Origin of the sequence: Frankia torreyi (genome assembly GCF_000948395.1) — a bacterium.
Classification (GTDB): domain Bacteria; phylum Actinomycetota; class Actinomycetes; order Frankiales; family Frankiaceae; genus Frankia; species Frankia torreyi.
The window spans coordinates 68,615-92,462 of record NZ_JYFN01000019.1; the positions used below are offsets into that span (position 1 = coordinate 68,615).

21 protein-coding genes and 1 pseudogene are annotated in these 23,848 nt (G+C 72.8%); 8 read left to right on the forward strand and 14 right to left on the reverse strand.

Features of this window, described 5'->3' with window-relative positions; genetic code table 11:
• From mscL to FF36_RS13810, 4 genes are all read right to left on the reverse strand, one after another.
• Positions 1-396, reverse strand: a complete 396-nt coding sequence (gene mscL / locus FF36_RS13785; RefSeq protein ID WP_044885448.1) for a large conductance mechanosensitive channel protein MscL — start codon at positions 394-396, stop codon at positions 1-3.
• A gap of 2,220 nt (positions 397-2,616) precedes the next feature.
• On the reverse strand, positions 2,617-3,762 hold the full coding sequence (locus FF36_RS13800; RefSeq protein ID WP_044885450.1) for a CE1 family esterase: 1,146 nt from the start codon (positions 3,760-3,762) through the stop codon (positions 2,617-2,619).
• Between the two features lie 27 nt (positions 3,763-3,789).
• The gene (locus tag FF36_RS13805; RefSeq protein WP_236705335.1) at positions 3,790-4,200 is read right to left on the reverse strand and encodes a hypothetical protein; all 411 of its coding nucleotides are present in this window, start codon (positions 4,198-4,200) and stop codon (positions 3,790-3,792) included.
• Between the two features lie 209 nt (positions 4,201-4,409).
• Positions 4,410-5,627: a mechanosensitive ion channel family protein gene (locus FF36_RS13810; protein ID WP_242422492.1), complete on the reverse strand. Its 1,218-nt coding sequence runs from the start codon at positions 5,625-5,627 to the stop codon at positions 4,410-4,412.
• Between the two features lie 126 nt (positions 5,628-5,753).
• Between FF36_RS13810 and FF36_RS13815 the strand changes: the two genes are divergently transcribed.
• Together FF36_RS13815 and FF36_RS13820 are read left to right on the forward strand one after the other, a co-directional pair.
• The gene (locus FF36_RS13815) at positions 5,754-7,190 is read left to right on the forward strand and encodes a cryptochrome/photolyase family protein (protein ID WP_044885452.1); all 1,437 of its coding nucleotides are present in this window, start codon (positions 5,754-5,756) and stop codon (positions 7,188-7,190) included.
• Positions 7,191-7,528: 338 nt separating this feature from the next.
• Entirely contained in the window at positions 7,529-8,185 is a 657-nt protein-coding gene (locus FF36_RS13820) for a UdgX family uracil-DNA binding protein (protein ID WP_082121897.1), read from the forward strand.
• A gap of 85 nt (positions 8,186-8,270) precedes the next feature.
• Here the strand turns inward: FF36_RS13820 and FF36_RS13825 are convergent, their stop codons facing one another.
• From FF36_RS13825 to FF36_RS13840, 4 genes are all read right to left on the reverse strand, one after another.
• Positions 8,271-9,038: a L,D-transpeptidase gene (locus tag FF36_RS13825; protein ID WP_044885454.1), complete on the reverse strand. Its 768-nt coding sequence runs from the start codon at positions 9,036-9,038 to the stop codon at positions 8,271-8,273.
• Positions 9,035-9,838: a lipase chaperone gene (locus FF36_RS13830; protein WP_044885455.1), complete on the reverse strand. Its 804-nt coding sequence runs from the start codon at positions 9,836-9,838 to the stop codon at positions 9,035-9,037. Before FF36_RS13830 ends, FF36_RS13825 begins: the two co-directional genes overlap by 4 nt.
• 947 nt (positions 9,839-10,785) lie before the next feature.
• A complete protein-coding gene (gene pdxH, locus FF36_RS13835) occupies positions 10,786-11,601 on the reverse strand; it encodes a pyridoxamine 5'-phosphate oxidase (RefSeq protein WP_082121898.1) in 816 nt (271 codons plus the stop codon).
• Between the two features lie 30 nt (positions 11,602-11,631).
• Complete coding sequence (locus FF36_RS13840; RefSeq protein ID WP_044885457.1) at positions 11,632-12,018, reverse strand: toll/interleukin-1 receptor domain-containing protein; 387 nt, start codon at positions 12,016-12,018, stop codon at positions 11,632-11,634.
• 397 nt (positions 12,019-12,415) lie between these two features.
• On the opposite strand from FF36_RS13840, the gene FF36_RS13845 reads away from it, so the two are divergent.
• From FF36_RS13845 to serC, 3 genes and pseudogenes are all read left to right on the forward strand, one after another.
• On the forward strand, positions 12,416-13,268 hold an 853-nt coding region (locus FF36_RS13845; protein ID WP_242422494.1), incomplete at its 3' end, for a citrate synthase 2.
• Between the two features lies 1 nt (position 13,269).
• Positions 13,270-13,525 (forward strand): annotated as a pseudogene (locus tag FF36_RS37895) (citrate/2-methylcitrate synthase); the annotation flags it as partial.
• Positions 13,518-14,642, forward strand: a complete 1,125-nt coding sequence (gene serC / locus FF36_RS13850; protein ID WP_044885459.1) for a phosphoserine transaminase — start codon at positions 13,518-13,520, stop codon at positions 14,640-14,642. The pseudogene FF36_RS37895 and the gene serC, both read left to right, overlap by 8 nt.
• A gap of 116 nt (positions 14,643-14,758) precedes the next feature.
• Here serC and FF36_RS13855 read toward each other — a convergent pair whose 3' ends face one another.
• The 3 genes from FF36_RS13855 to FF36_RS13865 form a co-directional block, all read right to left on the reverse strand.
• Positions 14,759-16,126, reverse strand: a complete 1,368-nt coding sequence (locus FF36_RS13855; protein WP_063897416.1) for a citrate synthase — start codon at positions 16,124-16,126, stop codon at positions 14,759-14,761.
• A 271-nt stretch (positions 16,127-16,397) separates the two neighbouring features.
• Complete coding sequence (locus FF36_RS13860; RefSeq protein WP_044885460.1) at positions 16,398-17,165, reverse strand: response regulator transcription factor; 768 nt, start codon at positions 17,163-17,165, stop codon at positions 16,398-16,400.
• Between the two features lie 52 nt (positions 17,166-17,217).
• On the reverse strand, positions 17,218-18,984 hold the full coding sequence (locus FF36_RS13865; protein WP_044885461.1) for a sensor histidine kinase: 1,767 nt from the start codon (positions 18,982-18,984) through the stop codon (positions 17,218-17,220).
• Between the two features lie 319 nt (positions 18,985-19,303).
• Here FF36_RS13865 and FF36_RS13870 point away from each other — a divergent pair, with 319 nt between their 5' ends.
• Positions 19,304-19,735 carry a MarR family winged helix-turn-helix transcriptional regulator gene (locus FF36_RS13870; protein WP_044885462.1) on the forward strand — a complete coding sequence of 144 codons (432 nt, stop codon included), beginning with the start codon at positions 19,304-19,306 and terminating at the stop codon, positions 19,733-19,735.
• Between the two features lie 21 nt (positions 19,736-19,756).
• Here FF36_RS13870 and FF36_RS13875 read toward each other — a convergent pair whose 3' ends face one another.
• Genes FF36_RS13875 through FF36_RS13885 form a run of 3 tightly spaced genes read right to left on the reverse strand, consistent with a single transcriptional unit; the run spans position 19,757 to position 22,711 of the window.
• Positions 19,757-20,770 (reverse strand): Gfo/Idh/MocA family oxidoreductase, encoded by a 1,014-nt coding sequence (locus FF36_RS13875; RefSeq protein ID WP_044885463.1) that lies wholly within the window; start codon positions 20,768-20,770, stop codon positions 19,757-19,759.
• Between the two features lie 43 nt (positions 20,771-20,813).
• Positions 20,814-22,142, reverse strand: coding sequence for an IS607 family element RNA-guided endonuclease TnpB (gene tnpB / locus FF36_RS13880; protein WP_044885497.1), 1,329 nt, complete (start codon positions 22,140-22,142; stop codon positions 20,814-20,816).
• Positions 22,139-22,711: an IS607 family transposase gene (locus tag FF36_RS13885; RefSeq protein WP_044885464.1), complete on the reverse strand. Its 573-nt coding sequence runs from the start codon at positions 22,709-22,711 to the stop codon at positions 22,139-22,141. The genes tnpB and FF36_RS13885 overlap by 4 nt, the downstream gene beginning before the upstream one ends.
• Positions 22,712-22,885: 174 nt before the next feature.
• On the opposite strand from FF36_RS13885, the gene FF36_RS13890 reads away from it, so the two are divergent.
• Together FF36_RS13890 and FF36_RS13895 are read left to right on the forward strand one after the other, a co-directional pair.
• Entirely contained in the window at positions 22,886-23,113 is a 228-nt protein-coding gene (locus tag FF36_RS13890; protein WP_370657192.1) for a helix-turn-helix domain-containing protein, read from the forward strand.
• Between the two features lie 53 nt (positions 23,114-23,166).
• Positions 23,167-23,847: a 2'-5' RNA ligase family protein gene (locus tag FF36_RS13895; RefSeq protein WP_044885465.1), complete on the forward strand. Its 681-nt coding sequence runs from the start codon at positions 23,167-23,169 to the stop codon at positions 23,845-23,847.
• Position 23,848 lies beyond the last annotated feature (1 nt).

The following is a 23,848-nucleotide window of genomic DNA, read 5'->3' on the forward strand; positions in this document are numbered from 1 at the left end:
TCAGGAGGTGGTGCGGCGTTCCGCCAGTAGATCACGAATCTCGGTGAGCAGGCGCGCCTCATCGGTCAGCGCCACGTCCTCCTCGGGCGGGATCTGGCCCCGGACGCGCCGGTCGTTGATGGTCTTCAGGGGGAGCACCACGACGAAGTAGATCACAGTCGCCACGGAGAGGAAGGCGATGACACTGTTGATGAACTCTCCGTAGCGAAACATGCTGCCGTTAACCGTGAACGTGAGGGCCGAGAAGTCCGGTTTGCCGAAGATCGCCGCGATCAGTGGGGTGAAGATGGTCTTCACCAGGGACGTCACGACTGCGGTGAAGGCGGTGCCGACCACCACGGCGACCGCGAGGTCGACCACGTTCCCACGCATCAGAAACTGCTTGAAGCCCTTCAACGATGATCCCCCCATCAAGCGCCCGGTGCGCCATGGGAGGATACCGCCCCAGGTCGGTGGTATCCGACCCGGCCTCTATGCCTCTGGCGGGATGTTGTCAACTAGGCGCGCGCTATGTGTCGGCAACTCCGTGGTACACCGGTGGGACGAACGAACGTGTGTGGGGGCTCGGGATCGGAGGTCGTCTGGTGACGGACGGTGCGCGACGGGCCGAGTGGGACGACGACCACCGCCAGCCCGCCTACCGTCGGCCCGGGGAAAACCTCCCGCCGCGCGGGCCTTACCCTCCGGCCGATGCAGCACCCCACCCGGCCGCGGCCGCCGGCTATGGCGGTCAACCCGCCCCTGACGGCTATGGCGGCCCGCCCGCCGCCGGCAGCTATGGCAGCGCGCCCGCCGCCGGCGGCTATGGGGATCGGCCCGCCGCCGGCGGCTATGGGGATCGGCCCGCCGCCGATGGTTATGGGGATCGGCCCGCTCCCGGCGGCTATGGCGGTCGGCCCGCTTCCAGTGGCTATGGGGATCGGCCTGCTTCCGGTGGCTATGGCGGTCCGCCGGCCGACGGTGGTTATGGCCATCGGCCGCCGGCCGCGAGCTATGGGACGGACACCGGCTCCTACGATCCCGGCGGCCTGCCGACCGGTTCCTCTCTCCCTGGGGGGGCGGGCGGCGAATTCGGGCCCGCGCACGACGCGGGAGACGATCCGTACGGTCGAGGCCGCCGCCCGCAGGGCCGAGACGGCGGTCCGGGTCCGGCCGGCGCCGGAACCTCCATGCGCAGGGCGCTCGTCCCGCCGGTCGGCGATCGGCGCGTGGCGGGCGAGCCCGGCGGCGGCCTGACGGCGCGGTCGGGTGCCCCCACCGGGACGACGGGCCGACACGCGGTCGTGCGGTCGCGGCCGGCCCCCGCGGCCGGAGCGGATGATCCGGCCCTCGACGGGGAACCGGCTGGGCGGCCAGGCCGCTCGGGCCACGCCGGCCCGCGGGATCGGACGACCCCGCCGGGGTTCGGGCCCGGCGGCGGCCCGGCCGACGACGGCCCGCCGCCCGGCGCTGGTAGGCGGTCAGGCCGCCCCGGGAGCGGGGGCAGGCCAGGAGGCACCGGCGCGCGGGCACGCTTCGCGGCACCCGAAGGCGTCGAGGACACCCGCCTCGACCGGTCGCGCCCCGGCCCGCCGGGGCCGGGTTCCGGCGGCGACCACACCGATCCTGGTCGTTTCGACCGGCCCACGGGCGCGGCACGCCCGTCCCGGGCGCAGCGCTCGGGCGGCCCGGGACGGGCCGGCGCCGGCGGCCCCACCGCCGGCCGGGAGGGCGAGCGGCCATCGGACTCGCCACCCACCATGATCAGGAAGCGCACGGGGCCGCATCGCGCTGGCGGCGATCGGACGCCCGCGCAGCGCCGCTCGGGTGGTCCCCTCACTGCGGCGATGGAGCGCGACTTTCCCGAGCCCGACGACGTCAACGACCTCGACGAGGCCGACGAGCTCGACGGTCGCCGCGATGGTGGCGGTGCCGACTCCATGTCCTTCCTGCACCGTCTCGGCGTCGCGCTGGTGGTGCTGGCGGTCGCACTCGGGGNGGGGGNCGGTGCCGGCGTCGTGTGGGAGAAGGTGCGCCCCAGCGGCCGCACCGCCATGGACGCGCCCGCGGTGCCGTCCCCGTCAGCCTCCGCCGCCGCCAGCGCGCCGGCGGCGACTGGGCCGGGCGCGTCTGCCGCCGCGAGCACCGGCCAATCGGCCGCGGGGCAGATCGCCGTGCCGGCGGACTGGGCCCCGTACACGGACCCGTTGCAGAAGGCGACCTTCTCCCACCCGCCGGTGTGGAAGCAGCGTCGCGACAACACCGGCATCTTCTACGGTGAGCCCGGCACCGTCTCGGACTACGGCCCGCAGATGATCGGGGTCGCCCGGATCGCCGGTGCTGACCAGACGGCGGCGCTCACACACGTCCAGGCGGGCGAGTTCGACGCGGTCTCGGGGCTGACGAAGGAGCGTTCCGGCGCGGCGACGGACACCAGCGGCCAGCCGACCCAGGAGCTGGCTGGTTCCTATGACCGCGAGGGCCAGCGCGTGTCCTACCTGATGCGGACGGTCGCCACGAATGGCGCCGTCTACGTGCTCATCGCGAGGGTCTCGACCAGCGCGGCCGCCACGCTGAACACGCTGATGGGCGCCTTGCGCGCGTCGTTCTCCCCGGCGGCCTGACCGGCGTTCACCGTCACAGCCGGGGCCCGGGACGGGCCGACCGGGCCGGCGCCAGCAGGTTCCAGATCACCCCGGTGGTGGCGAAGGAGTTCGGTCCGGTGGCAGGCGGCCAGCCGTGGGCCATCGAGGGCAGCAGGTACTGGACGACCCGGGCCGAGGATGCGCACCGGGTCTCGCGGCGGACGGCCACCGGTGCGGTCGTCACGGGCACGGCCGGCGGGCCGGCGGGGGCGGTCAGACCGTCGGGCAGCGGTGTCGGCGTCCCGGAGGGCGGCGTCGGCGCTGCGGACGAGCCGATGGCCACTGCGGGCTGCTGCCCGGCGGACAGGGCGGTGGGCGATTGCGCGGCGTGCCAGGGCACCCCGGTGGAGTCGGTGAGGATCGTGTCGCCGGGCTGGCTGGGCAGCGGGCACTGGTCCACCACGCGGAACGGCGCCATGCTCTCCTCGACCGGCGTGATCGCGGTCTGCAGCACCGGTGACCACTGCGAGCCCAGGTAGGGGACGTGACCGTCTGCTCCGCCGTGCACGACGACGACGGTCAGCGGAGCTGCCGGCTGGCACTGCGCCACCTGCCGGCTCGCCGCTACTACGGCGATGCCGGCGAGTTCGTCGCCGTGCTCGCAGGCGTACCGGTAGGCGAGCATCCCGCCGTTGGACAGGCCGATGAGGCTGACGCGCGTGCGGTCGATCGGGTAGTTCTCACTCAGGTGGGCGATCAGGGCGCGCAGCCAACCGACGTCGTCCGTATTGTTGATCTTGGCGGTGTCGCAGCAGGTCCCGGCGTTCCAGGCCTTGCCGATGCCGTCCGGGTAGACGACGGCGAGGCCCGCGGTGCGGGCGAGGCCGTCGAGATCCCAGTGCGCCTTGGGGTCGGTGCCGTCGTAGTGCAGGCTGTGCAGCGCCACGATCAGCGGGTACGGCCGGGGCGTGCCGGGTGGCGGCAGCGTGATGCGGATCGGCATGCCGCGGCCGGACCGCTCGAATGCGTCCGGCCCGGTGGTCGGCGTCGCGGTCGGGGTGCCCCCGGGGACCACACCGCCGCGGCGGGTTCCACTCAACCCGCTACAGCCAGTTACGATCAGTATCACGGGAAGCAGGAAGGTGAGGAGCCAGACCGCGGTGACGCGGCGGCGACGAACGGCCGGCACGGTGGCCATTCTGACCCGCCGGGCGCGGGCTGGGCGTCACCGGTGTCGGTGATTACTCTTCGTGTTGGAACTACTACGCGCGAGGTCGCCCTCCGGGGCGCGGACCACATTGAGGCGGGGGCGCTCCGCACCAACCGGCGGCGCCCAGCGGCCGGCCGGACGCGGCGGGGGAGCCGGGGTGCTCTCCGCGGCGGTGCGGTAGCGGTCGAATGCCTCCTGGGCGCGACTTTCCAGGTCGTCGACGAGCGCCAGCGACTCGCGCACCCGACGTTCTCCCGCGGGACCGGCGGCGAGCAGGTCCGACAGACAGTTGTCCACCGCGCGCCGCGCCGCCAGCCAGCCGAGGAGCAGCCGGGAACGCTCCATGTCCGAAAGCTCCTCCACCGAGATGTCCCTCCGCTCGCCACTCGTGACGTTGATGAGGTTCCTGCCGCGAAGATCGGTCATGTGGAGATCGATCGGCGGGTCTCCTGGCTGGGTCAGGTGTCTGGATCAGGTATCCGGGTCCGGGCGGTATGGGCGGTTCAGGTCCACGACCGGCGTTGACATCCCGTCCTCTCCCAGAGTGCCCCACCCAGGGGCCGAACGCGCCGTAGTTCGCCTAACGCACATCCACTGGTCCCTGCGTGACGGTAGAGGCGGGAGCGAGCCACAGGCTACGGGGGTCCCTCCGGTCGGGGCCGGTCGGCGGGCCGGGACGGGTCGTTCAGCCGTGGCGGCGAGGCGGATGCCGAGGTCCGGTCGGGCGCGGCGGGTTCGAAGGGGACCTGTTCACTCGGCGGCGGGATCGACGGGCGGGGCGCGGTGGCGGCGACCGCTCCCGACGCCGGGGCCGGGATTGACGGCGTCACCGGGCCGGCGGTCGGATCGGGTTCGACCGGCACGTCCGGGTCGGCGGCCAGCTCCGCGAGCCCCGGCCCGCTGCCTCCCGGCCCGGCGGTGTCGACGTACGAGCCTTCCCCGTCGGCGGCGCGCGCATCGGCGGGGTCGACGTACGAGCCTTCCCCGTCGGCGGGGCGCACATCGGCGGGGTCCGCGCCAATCAGGTCCGGGTCGCCGGGATTCGGGTCGCCGGGATTCGGGTCGCCGGGATTCGGGTCGCCGGGATTCGGGTCGCCGGGGTCGACGGCGCCGGGGCCTGGGTCGGCGGGATGGGGGTCGGCGGGATGGGGGTCGGGGTGGCGTGCGCGCCAGGTCAGCCGAGCCTGGGCGGCGGTGTCCTCGGCATGTTCGAGGATCTCCTCCCAGCGCAACTGCATGGGGCGGACGAGGCCCCCGCCGACCCCGACCACGATCACCCCGGTCAGGGTGGCGAGGACGGCCCAGAGCACGGGGGTCGTGACCGACGTCGCGATGCCCACCTCGTCGAGACCGGCCTTGCCGAACGCGATCACGAGCACGGCGGCCACCGTGTTGCCGGCCGCGCGCGCGTAGCTGAGTTCCCGCAGTGCCTCGCGCACGAAGGTCCGGGCGAGCCGGGCGAGGCTGACCCCGATCGCGATGATCACGGCGGCGAGCATGGTGTGCAGCAGCAGCGCGAGCAGGTCGGTGACGGTGTCCTCGGCGGCGCTCGGGCCGAAGACCCCCACGGCGACGCGCAGCACCGCGAGCAGGCCGAGGCCGGTGAGCATCCGCACCGCGCCCGTGCGAACGTCCGCGGCCGGCCGACGCAGCAGGGCCGGCAGGCCGCCCCGGTCGAGGACCCCATCGACTCCCAGCCGGGTCGCCAGGGCGGTCAGCAGCCGCGCCCCGGCCCGGACCAGCAGGCCGCCGAACAGGCAGATCGCGAGGAAGACCCCGATTTTCGGCCCGGTCTCCGCGATGCGGGACCAGGCGTCCGAGAAGCCGCGATCCCACGCGATGGCGACGGTCACCTGCACCCACCGATTATAAGCTCACGGTAATCTTTTGATGACGCACAGCTATAGATCGGCGGGTCCTCCGGGCGTCGTCCCGCGCTGCCACGGCGCGGTCCGGGTGCCGGTCTAACGTCCGGTCGCATGACGGTGTCGGTCTGCTGGCTGCGGCGGGATCTGCGACTGAGCGACAACCCGGCGCTGCACGCGGCGGCAGACGGGGGCGACGAGGTACTGGTGCTGTTCGTCCTCGACGACGTGCTGTGCCGCCCGGCCGGGCCGGTCCGGCTCGCGTTCCTGTACCGCTGCCTGCGGGAGTTGGACGACCGGCTGAGCGGCCGGCTGTGCGTGCGCCGCGGCGATCCGGTGGACGTCGTCCCCGCGGTCGCGCGGGCCGTCGACGCGCGCCGGGTGCACATCGCCGCGGACTACGGGCCCTACGGGCGGCGTCGCGACGGCGAGGTCGAGCAGGCGCTGCGCACCGACGGCCGGGAGCTCGTCCGGACCGGGTCGCCGTACGCGGTCGCGCCGGGCCGGCTGGCCACGGCGGGCGGAACGCCGTTCCGCGTCTACACGCCGTTCTACCGGGCGTGGAAGGAGCACGGCTGGCGCCGCCCGATCGCCGAGCCGGCCGGCGCGTGCTGGGCGCGGTTGGCCTCGGACGGCATCCCGGCCGATCCGGACCTCGGGGATGTCCGGCTGCCCGCGGCGGGCGAGTCCGCCGCGCGCGAGCGGCTGGCCGAGTTCCTGCACGGATCGCTGACCGGCTACGCCGAGCGGCGCGACCTGCCCGGGCTGGACACCACCTCGCGGCTGTCGCCCTACCTGAAGTACGGCTGCATCCATCCGCGGACCATCCTCGCCGAGCTGAACCGAGCCACCTCCCCTGTGTCGACGGCCTCCCCTGTGTCGACGGCCTCCCCTGCGTCGGCGGGGTCCGGCGGGAGGGAGCAGGCGGCCGGCCGGGAGCGTGACGCGGAGAAGTTCCGGTCGGAGCTCGCGTGGCGGGAGTTCTACGCCGAGGTGCTCGCGGCGAATCCCGCATCCGCGCGGACGGATCTGACCGGCGCGCTGGCCGACATGGCATATGACCCGCCGGAGGCCGGATTCGAGGCCTGGAAGTGGGGGCAGACGGGGTTCCCCATCGTCGACGCGGGCATGCGCCAGTTGCTCGCCGAGGGCTGGGTACCCAACCGGGTGCGCATGATCGAGGCGTCGTTCGTGTGCAAGGACCTGCACGTCCACTGGACCCACGGGGCGCGGTGGTTCCTCGACCATCTCGTCGACGGCGACCTGGCGTCGAACCATCACGGCTGGCAGTGGACGGCCGGTACGGGTACAGACGCGGCACCGTACTTCCGGGTGTTCAACCCGGTGTCGCAGGGGCGCACCTACGACCCGGACGGGATCTACGTGCGCCGGTGGATACCGCAGTTGCGTGACGTGCCGGGGGCGAAGGTGCACGAGCCGTGGACGCTGCCCGGCGGCCCGCCCGCGGGGTATCCGGCGCCGGTGGTCGACCATGCCACCGAGCGGCGGGAGGCGCTGGCCCGTTACGAGGCGGCCCGCCGCCGCGGCTGAGCCGGCTCGGACAGCTCCGAACTCGGGAAACGGAGCCGGTCATCGTCGGGATCATCTAGCGGATGGATGGCTTGCCCGCAAGCGCGACACGTGTCGTGAATCCGACACGCGGGTTGTGCGGTCCGATGGGTACGGCGGGCGGGGATTGGCCACCCTTGTTCCAGGGCAGGGAGTGTGTGGGCAGGGATCTCCCGCTCGAAGCCCGGTGGAGAAGTGACGGGCTCCGCCGGAGGTGGTCGCGCCCGCGTGGGGTGTGGAGGGCAACCCACGCGTGGCGCGCCACGCCCACCCCGGCGGGGCCGCAGACCGGCGCGTCCGCTTGAATCTTGAGGATGAGCATGCAGCCCGTCGTGGTGCCTCCCGGCGCGGACCTGCCGGCGCTTTCCGCGGCCGCCGCGGACTGCCGGGGCTGTGACCTCGCCGAGTTGCCCGGCACCCGAACCGTCTTCGGCGCCGGCCCCGCGCGCACGTGGCTGGTGGTGGTCGGCGAGCAGCCCGGAGACGTCGAGGACCGCCGTGGCCAGCCCTTCGTCGGCCCTGCCGGCAAGCTGCTCGACCGGGCGCTCGGCGAGGCGGGGCTGGATCGGGCCGAGCTGTACGCGACGAACGCCGTGAAGCACTTCGGCTACCGCACCGGCAACGGACCCCGGCGCATCCACCAGACGCCGCAGGCGCGGCACATCACCGCCTGCCGTCCCTGGCTTGCCGCCGAGCTGAACGTCATCCGGCCGTCGCTGGTCGTCGTGCTGGGCGCGACGGCGGGTGCCTCCCTGCTCGGGCCGTCGTTCCGGGTGACGCGGATGCGCGGACGGCTGCTGCCCGGGCCGCCCGGGTCGAACGCCCAGCTGCTCGCCACGCTGCATCCCAGCGCCGTGCTGCGGGCGGACCCGGCAAGCCGGGACGAGGTGTACGGAGGGTTCGTCGCCGACTTGCGGATCGCCGCCGCGGCCCGGCCTGCCCCGGTCGGCGGCGAGCGGGGCTCCCCGCCCGCCTGATCGGACGGCGGCCTGGCTGGACCCGCCGCCCGGACCCGCCATCTCGACGAGCCGCCATCTCGACGAGCCGAGACGGCCGGCGTGGTCAGGCGACGATGTCGACCGGAGTGCCCAGCGGGACGGTCTGGGCGAGGCGGGTGATCGCGTCATTGCTCAGCCGGATGCAGCCGTGGCTGACATCCTTACCGATCATCTTCGGTTCGTTGGTGCCGTGCAGGCCGATCACCGGCTTGCGGCCGTCGAACGAGCTCAGCGACGTGGAGAAGCCGTTCAGGCCGAATGCGTACGGGCCATACGGGCCGTTCGGGTTGCGCGGCCGAAGCAGCTCCATCAGGTAGAAGCGGCCGCCCGGGGTCGGCGTGTCCGTGGTGCCGATGGCCACCGGCTCCTGCGCGATCTGCTTGCCGTCGCTGAACACCTGCAGAAGGTGGTGACCGCGGGACACGACCAGGCGGTAGGGCGTCTCCGACGCGCTGACCTGGTCGGCCTTGACCCAGCCGGTGCTGCCGTTGGGCTGGACGGGCAGCATCACCTGCCACCAGCCGGGCATCTTGGCCTGGACCAGGAAGACCCGCCTGACGCCGTTCTCGTTCGGACTCGCCAGCGTGGACGATGGCTGGGTGTCCGTGGGGGCGCTGTAGATGTCGACGCTCGTGCCGACGGCGGTGACCACCGTGCTCTTGCTCTGCCCGAGGCCCGCGATCGCGGCGAGCTGGTTACGGATCTGCGGTGAGAGGTTGGTGGCGGCGTCGTGGCTGCCGTCGCCGCCGCCGCACCCGGTGAGCACCACGCCGCCGAGGACGGCCGCAAGGATTCCCGCGGCCGTCCTGGAGCTGAACCGGCTGATGGTCATCCGGTGTAGTACGGCTCGGCCGTGACGGAGCTGCTGGCGGCGGGTGCGGCGATCGGCAGCGCCGCGGGCGCCGCGATCGCCGGCGGTGCGCTCGTCGCGCCGCCGCAGTTCGACACGCCGACGGTGGGCACGGTCACGAGCAGGAGCTTCGTCTCGGCGTCCCAGGGCGAGCCGACGACGGCGAGGGCCTTCGACGGGATGTCCACGGACTGCTTCGGACCGATGTCGAGGATGCCGCCGCCGAGGTTGGTGTCGAACCAGCCGAAGCCGAAGCTCTTGTCGCCGGTGTTCTTCAGCTTCCAGGCCGGCTCGCTGCCGTTGCAGGTGAAGGTGAGGACGAGGGGGTTGACGTCGATGTCCTCGACGCCGTTGATCTCCTTGTCCAGCGGCACCTTGAACGGCAACAGGTCGAGGAACCCGTCGAGGGTCGGGTCACCGGTGCCGCCGGTCGAGGCCGCCGCGGCGGCCGGGGTGGCCGAGGCCGAGGCCGAGGCGCTCGGGTCGCTGCTCGCCGTGGCGCCGGCCACCGGGCTCGGCGTGGCGCTCGGGTCGACACTCGGGGTCGCGCTCGGGCCGGCGGACGGACTGGTCGCGGCAAGCGCAGTGGCGGTCGGGGTCGGGGTCGGCGATGCGCTGGAAGACGCGCCGGCGGCCGCGGGGGCGGTCGGAGTGGGTGAGCTGACGGCGGCGGTCTCGGTCGGCGCGGGTGGCGGCGTCGCGGCGGACGCTGGCGAGGCCAGTGCGATCGCCGCCACGCCGAGAACGCCGGCCACCACGACCCGCATTCTGGTGCTGCGCATGAATCCGTCTCCCTCGACATCTGCCGGGTCAGGAAAACCTCGACGGGAAGCTTTTATCGGGAAGAAGGTAGCAACGCGGCGGACGTCCCGCTACGTCCGGGTCGGTCGTAGCGGGACCGTTGGGTGAACGGCGCGGTGATTCGTGGTCATCCGGTGGTGTTCGCCGCAGCCGAGTGGCGTCCGGATGAACGCCGGCGCTGAACGACGCCGTTCGCCGCGCGTTCGCCGGCGGTATCCGCGTTCGGAGGAAGGCGGGGCGGTTCGGTGCCCCGCCGGTCGCCACCGCGGTCCGCTCGGCCGGTGGTTGCGTCGGCGGCGAGGTTCCTGACGGCTCCGTCCCACTCCCGGCTGCCCCCGTCCGCGTCGCCCCTGTCTGCGGCGCCCCACGTGGGCTGGCCCGTTGCGGCCGTCCGTCCTACCCCGTCGGCGTGGGTTGGCGCTCTTTCCGTCGGCGTGGGTTGGCGCGCTGGCCCGGCCCGTGGCCGCCGCGGATTCCGGCACGGCAGGTTTCGCGGTGGGGGAACCGGCTGAACCCGACGGACTGTGCGTGTTTTCATCTCGGCGGCGTCCCCTTGGGTTCGGCCGGTCGAGTTCAGCCCGCGGGACGGCGACGGAGTCACGGCCGCACTACCACGCAGAGCGTCATCGGCGGGTTGTCCGTCGGATCCGCGCGACGGGAATCCGGCCGCGGACGGACGGTTCCGAACAATGTCGTCCGGACAACCGGATCCGGAAAACCGGCCGGGTTCGGGGCGGCGATTCAGGTGGGCGACGGCGTGAACACCAGGTGCCGGTACACCGGTTGCCGCCGGACCCGAGCCTCCGCAATCACACCGGTCGGCGAGGACGTCGCCGGCNCCCCCGCCGAGAGCGTGGACGACAGGGCGTTAGCCGGGATCGGCCTGGGCCGGGCGAGGGCCGGGCGAGGGCCGGGTGAGGGCTGGGTGTCAGGGGGACAGGCGCTCGACGGCCCAGCGGTCCGTGGTGGAGGCGCGGCGGTAGCGCAGCCGGTCGTGCAGCCGGTTCGTCCGTCCCTGCCAGAACTCGACGGTGTCGGGCACGAGGCGCAGCCCGCCCCAGAACGGCGGAGTGGGCACCGGGGTCCCCGCGGGCCAGCGGGCCGCGAGCTCGGCGGCGCGGGCGTCCAGGACGTCCCTGGACTCGATGATCTGCGACTGGTGACTGGCCCAGGCACCGAGCTGGGACCCGCGGGGCCGGGAGGCGAAGTAGTGCTCGGTCTCGGTCCTGCTGACGCGCTCCACCGCGCCGATGGCCACGACCTGCCGTTCCAGCGCGTACCAGGGGAAGACCAGCGAGCCGAAGGGATTCTCGGCGCTCTCCCGACCCTTGCGGGAGGTGTAGTTCGTGTAGATCACGAAGCCGCGGTGGTCGAAACCCTTGAGCAGTACCGTGCGCGCGCTCGGCCGGCCGTCCGCGGACGCGGTGGCGAAGACTGCCGCGTTGGCCTCGGGGACGCCCGCGCCCGCGGTGCTCGCGTCGGCGAACCAGCGGGCGAACTGGTCGACCCAGGTCGCCGCAAGCTGCTCCGGTTCCAACCGACCGGTGTGGTAGCTCTGCCGCTGGCCGGCCGGGTCGGGCCCGTCCGGGAAGTCTCCGCCGGCGGGAGAATCCGTCCTGGCGGGGGAGTCTGCGCTGGCGGAGAAGTCTGTGCTGGCGGAGAAGTCTGTGCTGGCGGGGGAGGCTGTGCCGGTGGGGACGGCTGTGCGGCGGGGGGAGGCGTCGGACGGCGGGAGGGAGGCCATCGGAGAATCGTGCCAGCCGCGCCCCCGCGCTCAGCCGAGCTCGCGCAGGACCGCGGCTACCCCGCGATCCCAGTTGGTGGTCAGGTCGAGGCAGGGCCGCCCGCCGAGTCGGGTGGGGGCCTCGGCGCCGGAAAGGATCACGGGCAGCATGATGATCCCGCGAGACGAGAGGTCCGCGGCGAGCGCTGGCAGAAATTCCTGCGCTATCCATGGCGCGTGAATTCCCAGGGTGGAGTGGCCCAGCACGAGAAAATCCGCGGTGGCGAGTGTGTCATTCATGAACATGGGCACGGTATCGCCGATGCGTACCTCCCAACGGTCCAGGTGCACCGCATGGCCCACCGCGTTGACCGCCCGCCCCAGCCGTTCGGCGCTGGCGATGTCCGCCGCGCGATGACTGATGAAGACGAACGCCATGATCTCCCGAGCTCCTGATCCAGTTTTTGCGCAGCGTGACCGCCGGTCAGGCGGGCCCTTTCCTCCTGCCGACCGTAGCGCGGCGAGATCGCCGCTGGTCGGCCGTCCCTGACGTCGCTTCCGGCAGGTTGCTGCAAATAGCCTCACAAACGGACAAAGTGGTTGTGAGGTATCTCATAAATTGTCAGGTGAGTGTGTCGGGGTTGGCGAAGTGTGAGGCTGCTGCGTCCGTCGGCGGGCCGGCGGGAACGGCGCGAAGCGGCGGCGCTCTGGCGCGTCCGGATGCCGCGGGGCAGGATCGGATGGAGCAGGACCGACGAGGCAGGCACGGCGGGCCGCCGGTCGAAGCAACAGATCGCCGGTCGAACCAACAGACAGAAGCGGAGATCCGGACTCGATGGCCGAGAAGACGAGCGATTTCAAGCCAGGTCTGGAGGGCGTGATCGCCTTTGAGACGGAGATCGCCGAGCCGGACAAGGAGGGCAGCGCGCTGCGCTACCGCGGGGTCGACATCGAGGACCTCGTCGGCAAGGTGGACTACGGCCACGTCTGGGGGCTGCTGGTCGATGGTGCGTTCGAGCCCGGGCTGCCGCCGGCCGAGCCGTTCCCGGTGCCGGTGCACTCCGGTGACATAAGAGTGGACGTGCAGAGCGCGCTGGCGATGCTCGCCCCCTACTGGGGCCTGGGCCAGCTCATCGACATCACCCCCGAGCAGGCCCGCGACGACCTCGCCCGCGCGTCGGTGGTGGCGCTGTCCTTCGTCGCCCAGTCCGCCCGGGGCCTGGGGCAGCCCGCGGTCCCGCAGAAGGAGGTGGACCGCGCGCGGACGATAACGGAACGGTTCATGATCCGCTGGCGTGGCGAGCCGGACCCGAAGCACGTCCAGGCCGTCGACGCCTACTGGGTGTCGGCCGCCGAGCACGGCATGAACGCCTCGACGTTCACCGCCCGGGTGGTCGCCTCGACCGGCGCCGACGCCTCGGCCGCGCTGTCCGCCGCCGTCGGCGCGCTGTCCGGGCCGCTGCACGGCGGCGCCCCCTCCCGGGTGCTCGCGATGCTCGACGAGGTCGAGCGCACCGGGGACCCGCTCGGCTACGTCCGCCGTGCCCTGGACCGCAAGGAGCGGCTGATGGGCTTCGGCCACCGGGTGTACCGCGCGGAGGACCCGCGCGCCCGGGTGCTGCGCCGCACCGCGCGCGACCTCGGCTCCGACCGCTACGAGGTGGCCGAGGCGCTGGAGGCGGCGGCGANCGAGGAGCTGACCAACCGCTTCCCCGACCGCCCGCTGCGCACGAATGTGGAGTTCTGGTCGGCCGTGGTACTGGACTTCGCACAGGTGCCCGCCCATATGTTCACGTCCATGTTCACCTGCGCCCGCACCGCGGGCTGGAGCGCCCATATCCTCGAGCAGCAGCGCACCGGCCGGCTGATCCGCCCGTCCGCCCGTTACGTCGGCCCGGACCCGCGTCCGCTCGGCGACGTCTCGCCGGGGGTGCCCCGTGGCTGACGCCGCCGCGATCGAACTGCCACCGACCCTGCGCCCGGCCGACGGCCGCTTCGGCTGCGGCCCGTCGAAGATCCGCCCGGACGCCGTCGCCGCCCTGGCCGCCAGCGGTGCGACCTACCTCGGCACCTCGCACCGGCAGAAGCCGGTCAAGGGCCTGGTCGGCCGGGTGCGCGCGGGGCTCGCGGAGCTGTTCTCGCTGCCCGCGGGCTACGAGGTCGTGCTCGGCATCGGCGGCGCCACCGCGTTCTGGGACGCCGCCGCGTTCAACCTGGTCCGTACCCGGTCGCAGCATCTCGTCTTCGGCGAGTTCGGCGGAAAGTTCGCGGACACGACAAAGGGCGCGCCGTTCCTGGCGGAGCCCTCCGTGGTGTCCTCGGCCCCGGGCACGCACCCGGACTGGGCGCCCGAGGCCGGCATCGACGTCTACGCCAGCCCGCACAACGAGACCTCCACCGGCGTCGCCCGCCCGGTGCGCCGCCCGGTCGGCGCCGACGCCGGCGCCCTGCACCTGGTCGACGCCACCTCCGGCGCGGGCGGCCTGCCGGTCGACGTGACCGAGGCCGACGTCTACTACTTCGCGCCGCAGAAGTGCTTCGCCTCCGACGGAGGCCTGTGGACGGCGCTGTTCTCGCCGGCGGCGATCGAGCGGCTCGCCGAGATCGCCGCGACCGACCGGTGGATCCCGCCGTTCCTCGACCTCACCACGGCCCGCGACAACAGTTCCAAGGACCAGACGTACAACACCCCGGCGGTGGCGACGCTGTTCCTGTTCGCCGACCAGATCGAGTGGATGCTCGCCCAGGGCGGCCTGGAGTGGTGCGTGCGCCGCACCGCCGAGTCCTCGTCGATCCTCTACACCTGGGCCGAGAAGACGGCGTACACGACGCCGTTCGTCGCCGACCCGGCGCAGCGCTCCCAGGTCGTCGTGACGATCGACTTCGACGGGGTCGACGCCGCGGCGGTGGCCAAGGTGCTGCGCGCCAACGGCGTCGTCGACGTCGAGCCGTACCGCAAGCTCGGCCGCAACCAGCTCCGTGTCGCCTGCTTCCCGGCGATCGAACCGGCCGACGTCGAGGCCCTGGTCGCCAGCATCGACTACGTGGTCGAGCGCCTGTAGCGGCGGGTCCGCAGCCGGAGACGACGACGGCCCGCGGGGAGAGACTCTCCCGCGGGCCGTCGTCGTCGGCGCGGCAGCCGACGGGGACCGGGTTCGCCGGCGGCGGCATCCGCCGTTCAGCGCAGGGGGCGCTCCGGGGCGGCCTGGGCGGCCTGGGCGGCGATCGGGTCGGCCTCGGTGTCGGCGATCGCGCCGCGGTCGTCCATCGGGACGTACGGGCGCTGGTCGTAGCCGACGTAGAGCTGGCGCGGGCGGGCGATCTTCTGCTCGGGGTCGAGCAGGCCCTCCTCCCACTGGGCCAGCCAGCCGGGCATCCGGCCGATGGCGAACAGCACCGGGAACATCTCCACGGGGAAGCCCATGGCCTGGTAGATGATGCCGGTGTAGAAGTCGACGTTCGGGTAGAGCTTGCGGGCGATGAAGTACTCGTCCTCCAGCGCGATCCGCTCCAGCTCCATGGCCAGGTCCAACAGCGGGTTCGTGCCGGTGACCTTGAAGACCTCGTCGGCGACCTGGCGGATCACCCGGGCGCGCGGGTCGTAGTTCTTGTAGACCCGGTGGCCGAAGCCCATCAGCTTCTTCTTGCCGTCCTTCACCTGGGCGATGAAGGAGGGGATGTTCTCGACCGAGCCGATCTCGGCGAGCATCCGCAGCACCTGCTCGTTCGCCCCACCGTGCAGCGGGCCGTACAGCGCGGCGATCGCGGCGGCGGCCGCGGAGAACGGGTCCGCCTGCGAGCTGCCGACGGCGCGCATCGCGTTCGCCGAACAGTTCTGCTCGTGGTCGGCGTGCAGGATGAACAGCACGTCGAGGGCGTGCTCCAGGTTCGGGTCCGGCTCGTACTTGAGCTCGGTGGCCTTCCACATCATGTTGAGGAAGTTGCCGGCGTACGACAGGTCGTTGTCCGGGTAGACGTACGGGAAGCCGACCGAGTGCCGGTAGGAGTACGCCGCCAGCGTCGTGATCTTGGCGATCAGGCGGACGATCTGGAGCCGGCGCAGGCCCGGGTCGTCGATCGTCTTGGCGTCCGGGTAGAAGGTCGACAGCGCGCCGACGGTGGACACGAGCATGCCCATGGGGTGGGCGTCGTGGTGGAACCCGTCGATGAACTTCTTGATCGACTCGTGCACCAGGGTGTGGTGCGTGATCTCGTCTTCCCAGGTCGACAGCTCGTCGGTGGAGGGAAGCTCGCCCGCCAGCAACAGGTAGGCGACCTCGAGGAAGCTGCTCTTCTCGGCGAGCTCCTGGATCGGGTAGCCGCGGTAGCGCAGGATGCCGGCGTCGCCGTCGATGTAGGTGATGGCGCTGCGGCAGCTCGCGGTGTTCGTGAACGCCGGGTCGTACGCCATCAACCCGAAGTCGTCGTCGTTCGTCTTGATCGAACGCAACGCACTCGCGCGTACCGTGCCGTCCGTGACCGGGATCTCGTACGTCTTACCGGTTCGGTTGTCGGTGACGGTCAGTGTGCTGACCTGCTCGGACACGCCGGGCTCCTCTCGCGGTGGCGATGCCGCTGGTGACGGCTCTGGCCCCAGCCGGGGCGCGCATCCGGGTACGGAGCGCTCACGCCGGTTTGCTGGCTCACATGGTTCTTCCCAAGTCTGGCCGTTCGCGGCTGCACATGCGCGTGATCGGTGAGCCTCATCCCACGTGTGCTGCGCCACCCCTTGTCGGAGAACACATCCCCTGGCTGCGGTGATGGTGCGTGGCACGCTCGGTGAGCATGCGGCCATCCACCGGGCGGGCGGCCTGCACCTACCCGAACGGGGAGAGGTCACTCCGGTGCCCGGAGCCACTCGTCGAGCGGGTTCCCGGTGTGATACCGAAAGATGCGCCGGCGGGGGTTCCCGTGACGGCACCCGGCTCGCCCGCCTCGGCGGCGTTGCGCAGCCAGGTGAGCACGGCGAGCACCCGACGGTTGTCGTCCGCGGACGCCGGCATCCCGAGCTTGCTGAAGACCCCGGCGATGTGGTTCTCCACGGTCTTGGGCGCCAGATGCAGGCGGGCACCGATGCCCTGGTTGGACCGTCCCTCGGCCATGTGCGCGAGCACCGTGCGCTCCCGCGGGGTGAGCCGGGCCAGCTCGTCGGCGCGCCGTCGGTGGGCCAGCAGGCCCGCGACGATCTCCTCGTCGAGCACGAGGCGTCCGTCGATCACCCGCCGCAGCGCGTCCTGTAGCGCCCCGACGTCGTCGACCCGGTCCTTGAGCAGGTAGCCGAGACCGCCGCTGCCGTCGCCGAGCAGACGCAGCGCGTAGGGCGTCTCGGCGTAGGTCGACAGGACGAGTACGGCGATCGCGCGGTGCTGGGCGCGGATCCGCTCGGCCGCGACCAGACCCTCGTCGGTGTACGTGGGCGGCATCCGGATGTCCAGGATCACCGCGTCCGGCCGGCTGCGCCCGAGCCCGCGGATGAGGTCCTCGGCGGTGGCGGCCTGCGCCACGACCTCGGCGCCCGCGGCGGTCAGCAGCATCGCCAGCCCCTCGCGGAACAGGGTCGAGTCGTCCGCGATCGCTACCCGCACAGGTCCGTTCTCCTCTGCTCGATGCTGGCCGGGACGATGCTGGCCGGGACGGTCAGCATGGGATACTCGCCGTCAGCCGGGTCCCGCCGCCCGACGGGCTGACGATCACCAGGGCGCCGTCGAGTGCCCGGACGCGGTCGATGAGGCCGGCCAGCCCCCCACCCTCGACCGCGGTGGCGCCGCCCTTGCCGTCGTCGGTGACGTCGATGCGGACGACGTCGCCGTCGTGGCGCACCGCGACCCGGGCCCGGCTGGCCCCGGCGTGCTTGACCGTGTTCGTGAGCGCCTCGCAGATCGTGTAGTAGGCGCCCGCCTCGAGGACCGCCTCGAACCGCGCCGCGGGGATGTCCAACTCGACCTCCACCGGCAGCGCGGCCGTGACGACCTCCAGAGCCGGCAGCAGCCCACCCTGGCTGAGCACGGCCGGATGAATCCCCCGCGCGAGGCTGCGCAGGTCCGCGAGGGCGTGGCGCAGGTCCTCCCGGGCGGCCTCGATGGCGGAGATCGTATCGGGATCGGTGGCCTTCGTCCGGGCGAGACCCAGTCTGGTGGCCAGCGCCAGCAGCCGCTGCTGGGCGCCGTCGTGCAGGTCGCGCTCCAGCCGGCGCCGCTCGTGCAGGCCGGCCTCGACCAGCCGGGCCCGGGAGGCGCGTACGGCGTCGAGCTGCGCGGCCACCGTGGCGTGCAACTGGGCGTTCTCCAGGGCCATGGCGCTCGCGCGCACGGCCGCCTCGACCAGGTCGCGGTTGCGCCGCATGGCCGGTGCGGCGGTGATCACCGCCAGCGGCGCCCCGGCCGCGGTCCGCACCGCCATGACCAGCTCCGGCGCGCCGGACGGCGGCGGGGGCCGGACCGCCCCGTCGGCGTCGACGTGGTGGTCCTCCCCGGGTAGCCACAGGTGGATCTCGGCGGATCCGTCGTGCAGTGCCGCCTGCAGCGCCGCACGGACCGCCCGCACGTCCGGCGGGGTGGGCAGCGTCGCGAGGAGCTGCGCGATGCGGGCCCGGACGAACACCCGGCGCAGCACCGCCGCAGCGAACGCCAGGGGGATCGCCAGCAGGGTGAGGGAGATGACGACGAACTCGGGCCCGATGTCGCCGTCGCTCGGGTTGTAGACGAAGAAGTTCACCGTCGCCGCGAGGACGAACGCCAACAGCAACGCGAGCGCCACCGGCCGGAAGACCCGCCGGTCCAGCTCGGAGTACCGCCGCAGCCGCCCGCGGACGACGAGCAGGAAGGCGACGGCGAGCACGAGGGTCACGCTGTCGAGGATCCAGACCACGGTGTCGAACGCTCCGTGGCCGATCGGCTTGCCGTACCACCACAGGTCGGGGTGCCCGGAGTAGCCGAACCATTCCGGTCGGCCGATACCGATCAGCCCGAGGTTTGCCAGTGGAATGACGAGCACCGCGCTGCCCAGCAGCACCCGTTCACCGTTGTTCTGCAGCCGCCCGGCCGGGTAACGCAGCACGCCCCACCCGAGGCAGACCCAGAAATGGGTGTAGGCGAACGTCGACACGAGGGCGGAGGGGCCCGCATCCCAGCTCGACGTCCACGACAGTGGCCACAGCAGCCCGCCCAGGACCAGCGCCGCGGTGACGCTGCCCAGCGACTCCTCGCCGTTGAGCATGGCGGCGGTGAGCACGAACGCGAGCGCCACGACGACGTTGAGGGTCGCGAAGAGCGGGCTGTGCCCGAAGACGGGCCACTGGCACGCAATCGCACCAGCGGTGGTGGCGGAGCCGCCGATTGCCAGACACCACGGGCGGTGGCGGGCGGCGCACGCGGACAGTCGACCGGGCAGACGCGGATGCGGCACGTCAGGCGACGTTATGTAGCCAGGATCTCACCCGGCAAGCGTCGCACACGCCGATTGTCGGATTGCGGGTTACCCCCCACTTCCCGCCAGGAGATCCCCCGGCGAACTGTGGAGCTCTCCCCGAAGTCAGCGAGTGCGCGGCGGTGGAACCTGGGTGGCACGGGATCGGTGTCGTCGGTGGTCGCATCCGTACGCAGGACATCGCGCCGTGCGGGGGGTCGGCTGCCGCCGGGGGGCGGCCGACCCCTTTTCGTCCTCTTGGCGATGCATCCCCCGAAATCACCCTTTCTCCGGTCCCCCGGACGAGTACCGTCAGAAGATGGAGACCGAGACGGCGAGCGACGCCGAACTCGCGTCCGCGCTGCGGCTGTCGGTGATGCGTCTTTCCCGACGAATGCGCCAGGAGCGGTCGAGTCAACTCACCCCCACGCAGACGTCCGCGCTGGCGTCGCTGGAGCGCCACGGCCCGATGACGCTCGGGGAGATCGCGGCGCACGAGCGCGTCCAGCCGCCGTCGATGACGCGGGTCATCGCGCATCTCGCGGTCGCCGGGCTGGTCGAGCGCCGCCCGCACCCCACCGATGGGCGGCAGGTGATCGCCGAGGTCACCGCGAAGGGGCGGACGTTGCTCAGCGACGATCGTCGGCGCCGGGACGAGTGGCTGACCGACCGGCTCGCCGCGCTGTCGGCCGAGGAGATCGCCGCCCTGACCCGGGCGGCGCCGATCCTGGACGCCCTCGCCGGCTCGTAGTACTGCGACGGCACTGCCGCCTCACAGCTCGACCCAGCCGCCTCGCTGGTGGGAGGTGCCGGCGGCGGCGATGAGCCGGTTCGCGGTGAGCAGGTCGTGGAAGGTGGCGCCCCGCACCAGCCGCGCGTCGTCGAGTTCGGTGGCCCGCACGACGTCGTAGGTGGCCTCCATCAGTCCGGGTCGGGCGGTCGGCGGGGTGGGCATCAGCAGGTCGCGCACGCCGGCGTCGTCCTGGCGGCGGACGCGGCGGCCTTGGACGACGATGCGGCCGGCGTCCCCACACACTGTGATGGTGGCGGTGTCCAGGTTGCCGCCCATCCGCTCGTTGATCAGCACGGTGGCGCCGCTGGCGGAGAGCAGGGCCAGCGTCACGGGCGCATCGGGGGTCAGCGTGGCGGCGGGCATCGCGGCGGGATCGGCGCAGACCGCCAGGATCTCCCCGCACCAGCGCATCGCGAGATCGATGATCTCGACCCGGCCGGCCGGGCCGGTCGGCGCGCCGACCACGGTCATCTGGGTGAGCCGACCCAGCGACGGGACCGTGGCCGCGACGTGGATCGCCGCCGGCCAGGCCCGCCCGTCCAGGGCCACCACGTGGGCGAGATCGGCCTCCTCGGCCAGGTCGGCGACGGCACGCAGTGTCTCCGCCTCGGCGGTGGCGGGGCCGGCGAGCAGCACGTGCAGGCCGATCTCGGCCGCCCGCCGGGCGACGATGTCCGAGCCGGGCGGCGGGGTCTCCACGCAGACCGCCTCGATGTCGTCCGAGAGCAGGGCGAGCAGGTCGGCGTAGGCGCGGGGAACCCCCGCCTCGGCCGCCCAGGCCAGCGACTCCAGCGGCTCCGGGGCGAGCAGGCCGACGACCGCGACCCCGGCGTCGCGCAGGACCTCGGCCGTCGTGCTGTCGGAGCCATCGGTGACCAGCGCCATTGCGAGCGGCAGGTCGGGCTGGCGGCGGCGGACGAGCCGCCGCAGTTCCCGCCAGCTCGCGGACAGTGCCGGATCACGCGGTGGCACCAGCTCGGGGAGCGTCGTCACGGCTCTGATAGTGCCGTTGCATGAGGGCGCAGGATAGGGCGCTTCATGCCGCCGTCCCTTGCGGGGCGGCACTCCCGGTCTGACCGGCGCGAGCCGTGCCGGGTTCCCGTTTCGCAGCCACCTGCCCACCGGAGTGGGTCTTACGGTCGGCTCCACGGGCGTTTTGTGTCTCCGACGTACTGGCGGCGACAAGGATACGCAGGTTGATCGCGGCGTTCAGGTCACGGTCGAGGACCAGCCTGCAGGACTGGCAGTGGAAGGTGCGGTTGGCCAGGGTCAGGCTTGGGTTTCGCCAGCCGCAGCCGGAGCAGGTCTTCGAGCTTGGGTACCAGCGGTCCGCGACGTGCAGTGCCGATCCGTACCAGCCGGTCTTGTAGGCAAGCTGGCGGCGGATCTCTGCGAAGCCGGCGGTGGCGACGGCTTTCGCGAGGCGCCGGTTGCGGACCATTCCGGTGACGTTGAGGTCTTCCACGACCACAACGTCGTGGGTCTTCGCCAGCCGGGTCGCGATCTTGTGGAGTCCGTCGCGCCGCTGGTTGGCGATCCGGCCGTGGACACGAGCCAGTTCGGCGGCGCACTGGCGGCGGCCAGCGCTGCCGGGCTTCGACCGGGCGTAGGCCCGGGACGCCCGGCGCAGTTTCCGCTCGGCGCGCTGGTAGTGCTTCGGGTTGGGAACCATCTCGCCAGTGGACAGGACAGCGAGGTGTCGCACGCCCAGGTCGACCCCGACTGTCCCGCCCGCCCGCTGCCGGCGCGATGGCTCGGCGGGAACGTCCCGGTCGGCCTCGGCGGTGAACGACACGAACCAGCGGCCTGCCGTGCGGGACACGGTCGCGCCGAGCAGCCGGGCCCGGCCATCGGCCAGACGGCCGGTGAGCGCGCCCATCGGCTCGTGGACCTTCACCCGGCCGATCCGGGGCAGCTTCACGTACAGGTCGCTCGCCGGGCCGTAGGCGCCGGTGGTGTAGCGGAACGAGTCGCGGGCCTTCCCGCGTTTCTTGAACCGGGGGAAGCCGACCCGCCGGCCCTTGCGTTGTCCCTTGCGGGAGTCGGTGAAGTTCTTCAACGCGCGGGCAAGCTGGTCCAGGCCGGCGGAGAACGCCTCCTTCGAGCACTCGTCCCACCACGGCGCGATCTCCCGCTTGGCCGCGTTCCACGCGAGGCGCAGCGCGGGAAGCGTCCACGGCACCGGAGTCAGCCCGCCGCCGGTAACGCCGTAGGTCTCCTCGGCGGCGCGCTGCGACAGTGCCGCCTTCACCCGCGCCAGACCCCAGTTGAACGTGAACCGGGCCGCTCCGGCATGCCTGCGCAGGCCGGCCAGCTGGGCGTCGTTCGGGTCGAGGGCGAACCGGTACGCCTGGAGCGTCTTCACGGGCGGTCCTCGGTGGCGGCGGCGACCGCGCGGGCGGCCCGGTTCGCCGCCGCCCCCCGGCCGTACAGCCGGGCGCACATCGACGTCAGGATCTCCGTGATGTCACGGACCAGGTCGTCGTCGACCTCAGCCGGGTCGACCACCAGCAGCCGCCGGCCCGACGCCTCCAATGCGGCCTGAACGTCTTCTGCGCCGAACCGGGCGAACCGGCCGCGGTGTTCGACGACGATCGTCGTCACGTCCGGGTCGCGCAACAGTGCGAGGAACTTCCGCCGATGCCCGTCAAGCGCGGACCCGACCTCGGTGACGACCCTGCCGACCGCCAAGTTCTGGCTGGCAGTCCAGGCGACGATCCGGGCGACCTGCCGGTCAAGGTTCGGCATCTGGTTGGCGGACGAGACCCGGGCATACACCGCCACCGTCCCCGACGGGACCGGTCGCGCGGGCTGATCGACGAGGATCAACCCACCCACCCGACGCGCGGGGACCGGGAGCTTGCCGTCAAGGAACCACTGACGGGCAGTGGAGTACCCGACCCCGTTCGCAGCCGCCCATTCCTTCAGGTTCACACCACCACTATACGGCGCTCACTGGCGTTACCTGGCGCTAAACCGACGGCAGTTCCACCCCCCGGGCCGCCCGCGGTGGTCGGTGATGGCCCCGATTGTCGCGCAGAGCGGACAGCGCGCCGTCGTGTCCATCAGGGTTGACACACCTGCCTGTGTCAACGTGGGTTGACGGCCATGAACATGACCGCCACGAAGCTCGCCGGGGCGTCCTGCGACGACGACCCGCGGGTGGGTCTCGCCGCCGTCGCCTCGTTGCGAGCCCTGTTGGGATCACTTGAGGAGCTCCAGGTCGCCAGCGCCCGGCACAAGGGCTGGTCCTGGCAGGAGATCGCCGACGTGCTCGGCGTGAGCCGGCAGGCCGCGCACAAGAAGTACGGGCGCCGGTTCGGAAAGGGGAGGTAGGCGGTGTTCGAGCGTGCCCGCCCGGGAGCGCGAAGCTGACCGCGCGGCTGTTCGTGGCGGCCGTGCCGCCGGCCGCGGTGACCGACGCGTTGTGCACCGCGGTGCACCGGGCCCGGGCAGCCGCCCCCGATCTGCGCTGGTCGGCGCCCGACCGGTGGCACGTCACCCTCGCCTTCCTCGGCCAGGTGCCGGACGAGCGGCGCGGCGACCTGGACGCCCGGCTCGCGCGGGTGGCGCGGCGGCACGGCCCGATCGCCGTCGAGACCGTCGGCGGCGGTCACTTCGGTGACCGGGTGCTGTGGACGGCGGTGCGGCCCCGGTCCGTGACGGCACAGCCTGGGCGCACGGCGGCACAGCCTGGGCCGACGGCGGCACAGCCTGGGCGCACGGCGGCACTGTCTGGGGCCGCAGCGGCACGGCCTGGGGCCGCGGCGGCGCCGGCCGGGGCGCTTGGGGCGCTCGCGGCCGGCGTGCGGCGGGCGGCCGAGCGGGCCGGCGCCGCCGCCGGGGCGGACGACCGGCCGCTGCGAGCGCACCTGACGCTCGCCCGGGTGCCCGACCGCGGCCACCGCGGCCACCGCGGGCTCGGCCCGCTCGTCGAGCTGCTGCGGGCCGACGTGGAACCGCTGCCGTGGACCGTCGACCGGCTGGTCCTGATGCGCAGCGTCGACGGCGGCCCGGGCGCCGCCCCGGTCTACCGGCAGGAGGCGTCCTGGCCGCTCACCGGCCGGTGAC

Bases quoted from the DNA above. Each gene is read 5' to 3' on its own strand.
- FF36_RS13800 (WP_044885450.1), bottom strand. From the start codon at position 3,762: ATGGCCACCGTGCCGGCCGTTCGTCGCCGCCGCGTCACCGCGGTCTGG.
- FF36_RS13805 (WP_236705335.1), bottom strand. From the start codon at position 4,200: ATGACCGATCTTCGCGGCAGGAACCTCATCAACGTCACGAGTGGCGAG.
- FF36_RS13815 (WP_044885452.1), top strand. From the start codon at position 5,754: ATGACGGTGTCGGTCTGCTGGCTGCGGCGGGATCTGCGACTGAGCGAC.
- FF36_RS13820 (WP_082121897.1), top strand. From the start codon at position 7,529: ATGCAGCCCGTCGTGGTGCCTCCCGGCGCGGACCTGCCGGCGCTTTCC.
- FF36_RS13825 (WP_044885454.1), bottom strand. From the start codon at position 9,038: ATGACCATCAGCCGGTTCAGCTCCAGGACGGCCGCGGGAATCCTTGCG.
- FF36_RS13830 (WP_044885455.1), bottom strand. From the start codon at position 9,838: ATGCGCAGCACCAGAATGCGGGTCGTGGTGGCCGGCGTTCTCGGCGTG.
- pdxH (WP_082121898.1), bottom strand. From the start codon at position 11,601: ATGGCCTCCCTCCCGCCGTCCGACGCCTCCCCCCGCCGCACAGCCGTC.
- FF36_RS13840 (WP_044885457.1), bottom strand. From the start codon at position 12,018: ATGGCGTTCGTCTTCATCAGTCATCGCGCGGCGGACATCGCCAGCGCC.
- FF36_RS13870 (WP_044885462.1), top strand. From the start codon at position 19,304: ATGGAGACCGAGACGGCGAGCGACGCCGAACTCGCGTCCGCGCTGCGG.
- FF36_RS13890 (WP_370657192.1), top strand. From the start codon at position 22,886: ATGAACATGACCGCCACGAAGCTCGCCGGGGCGTCCTGCGACGACGAC.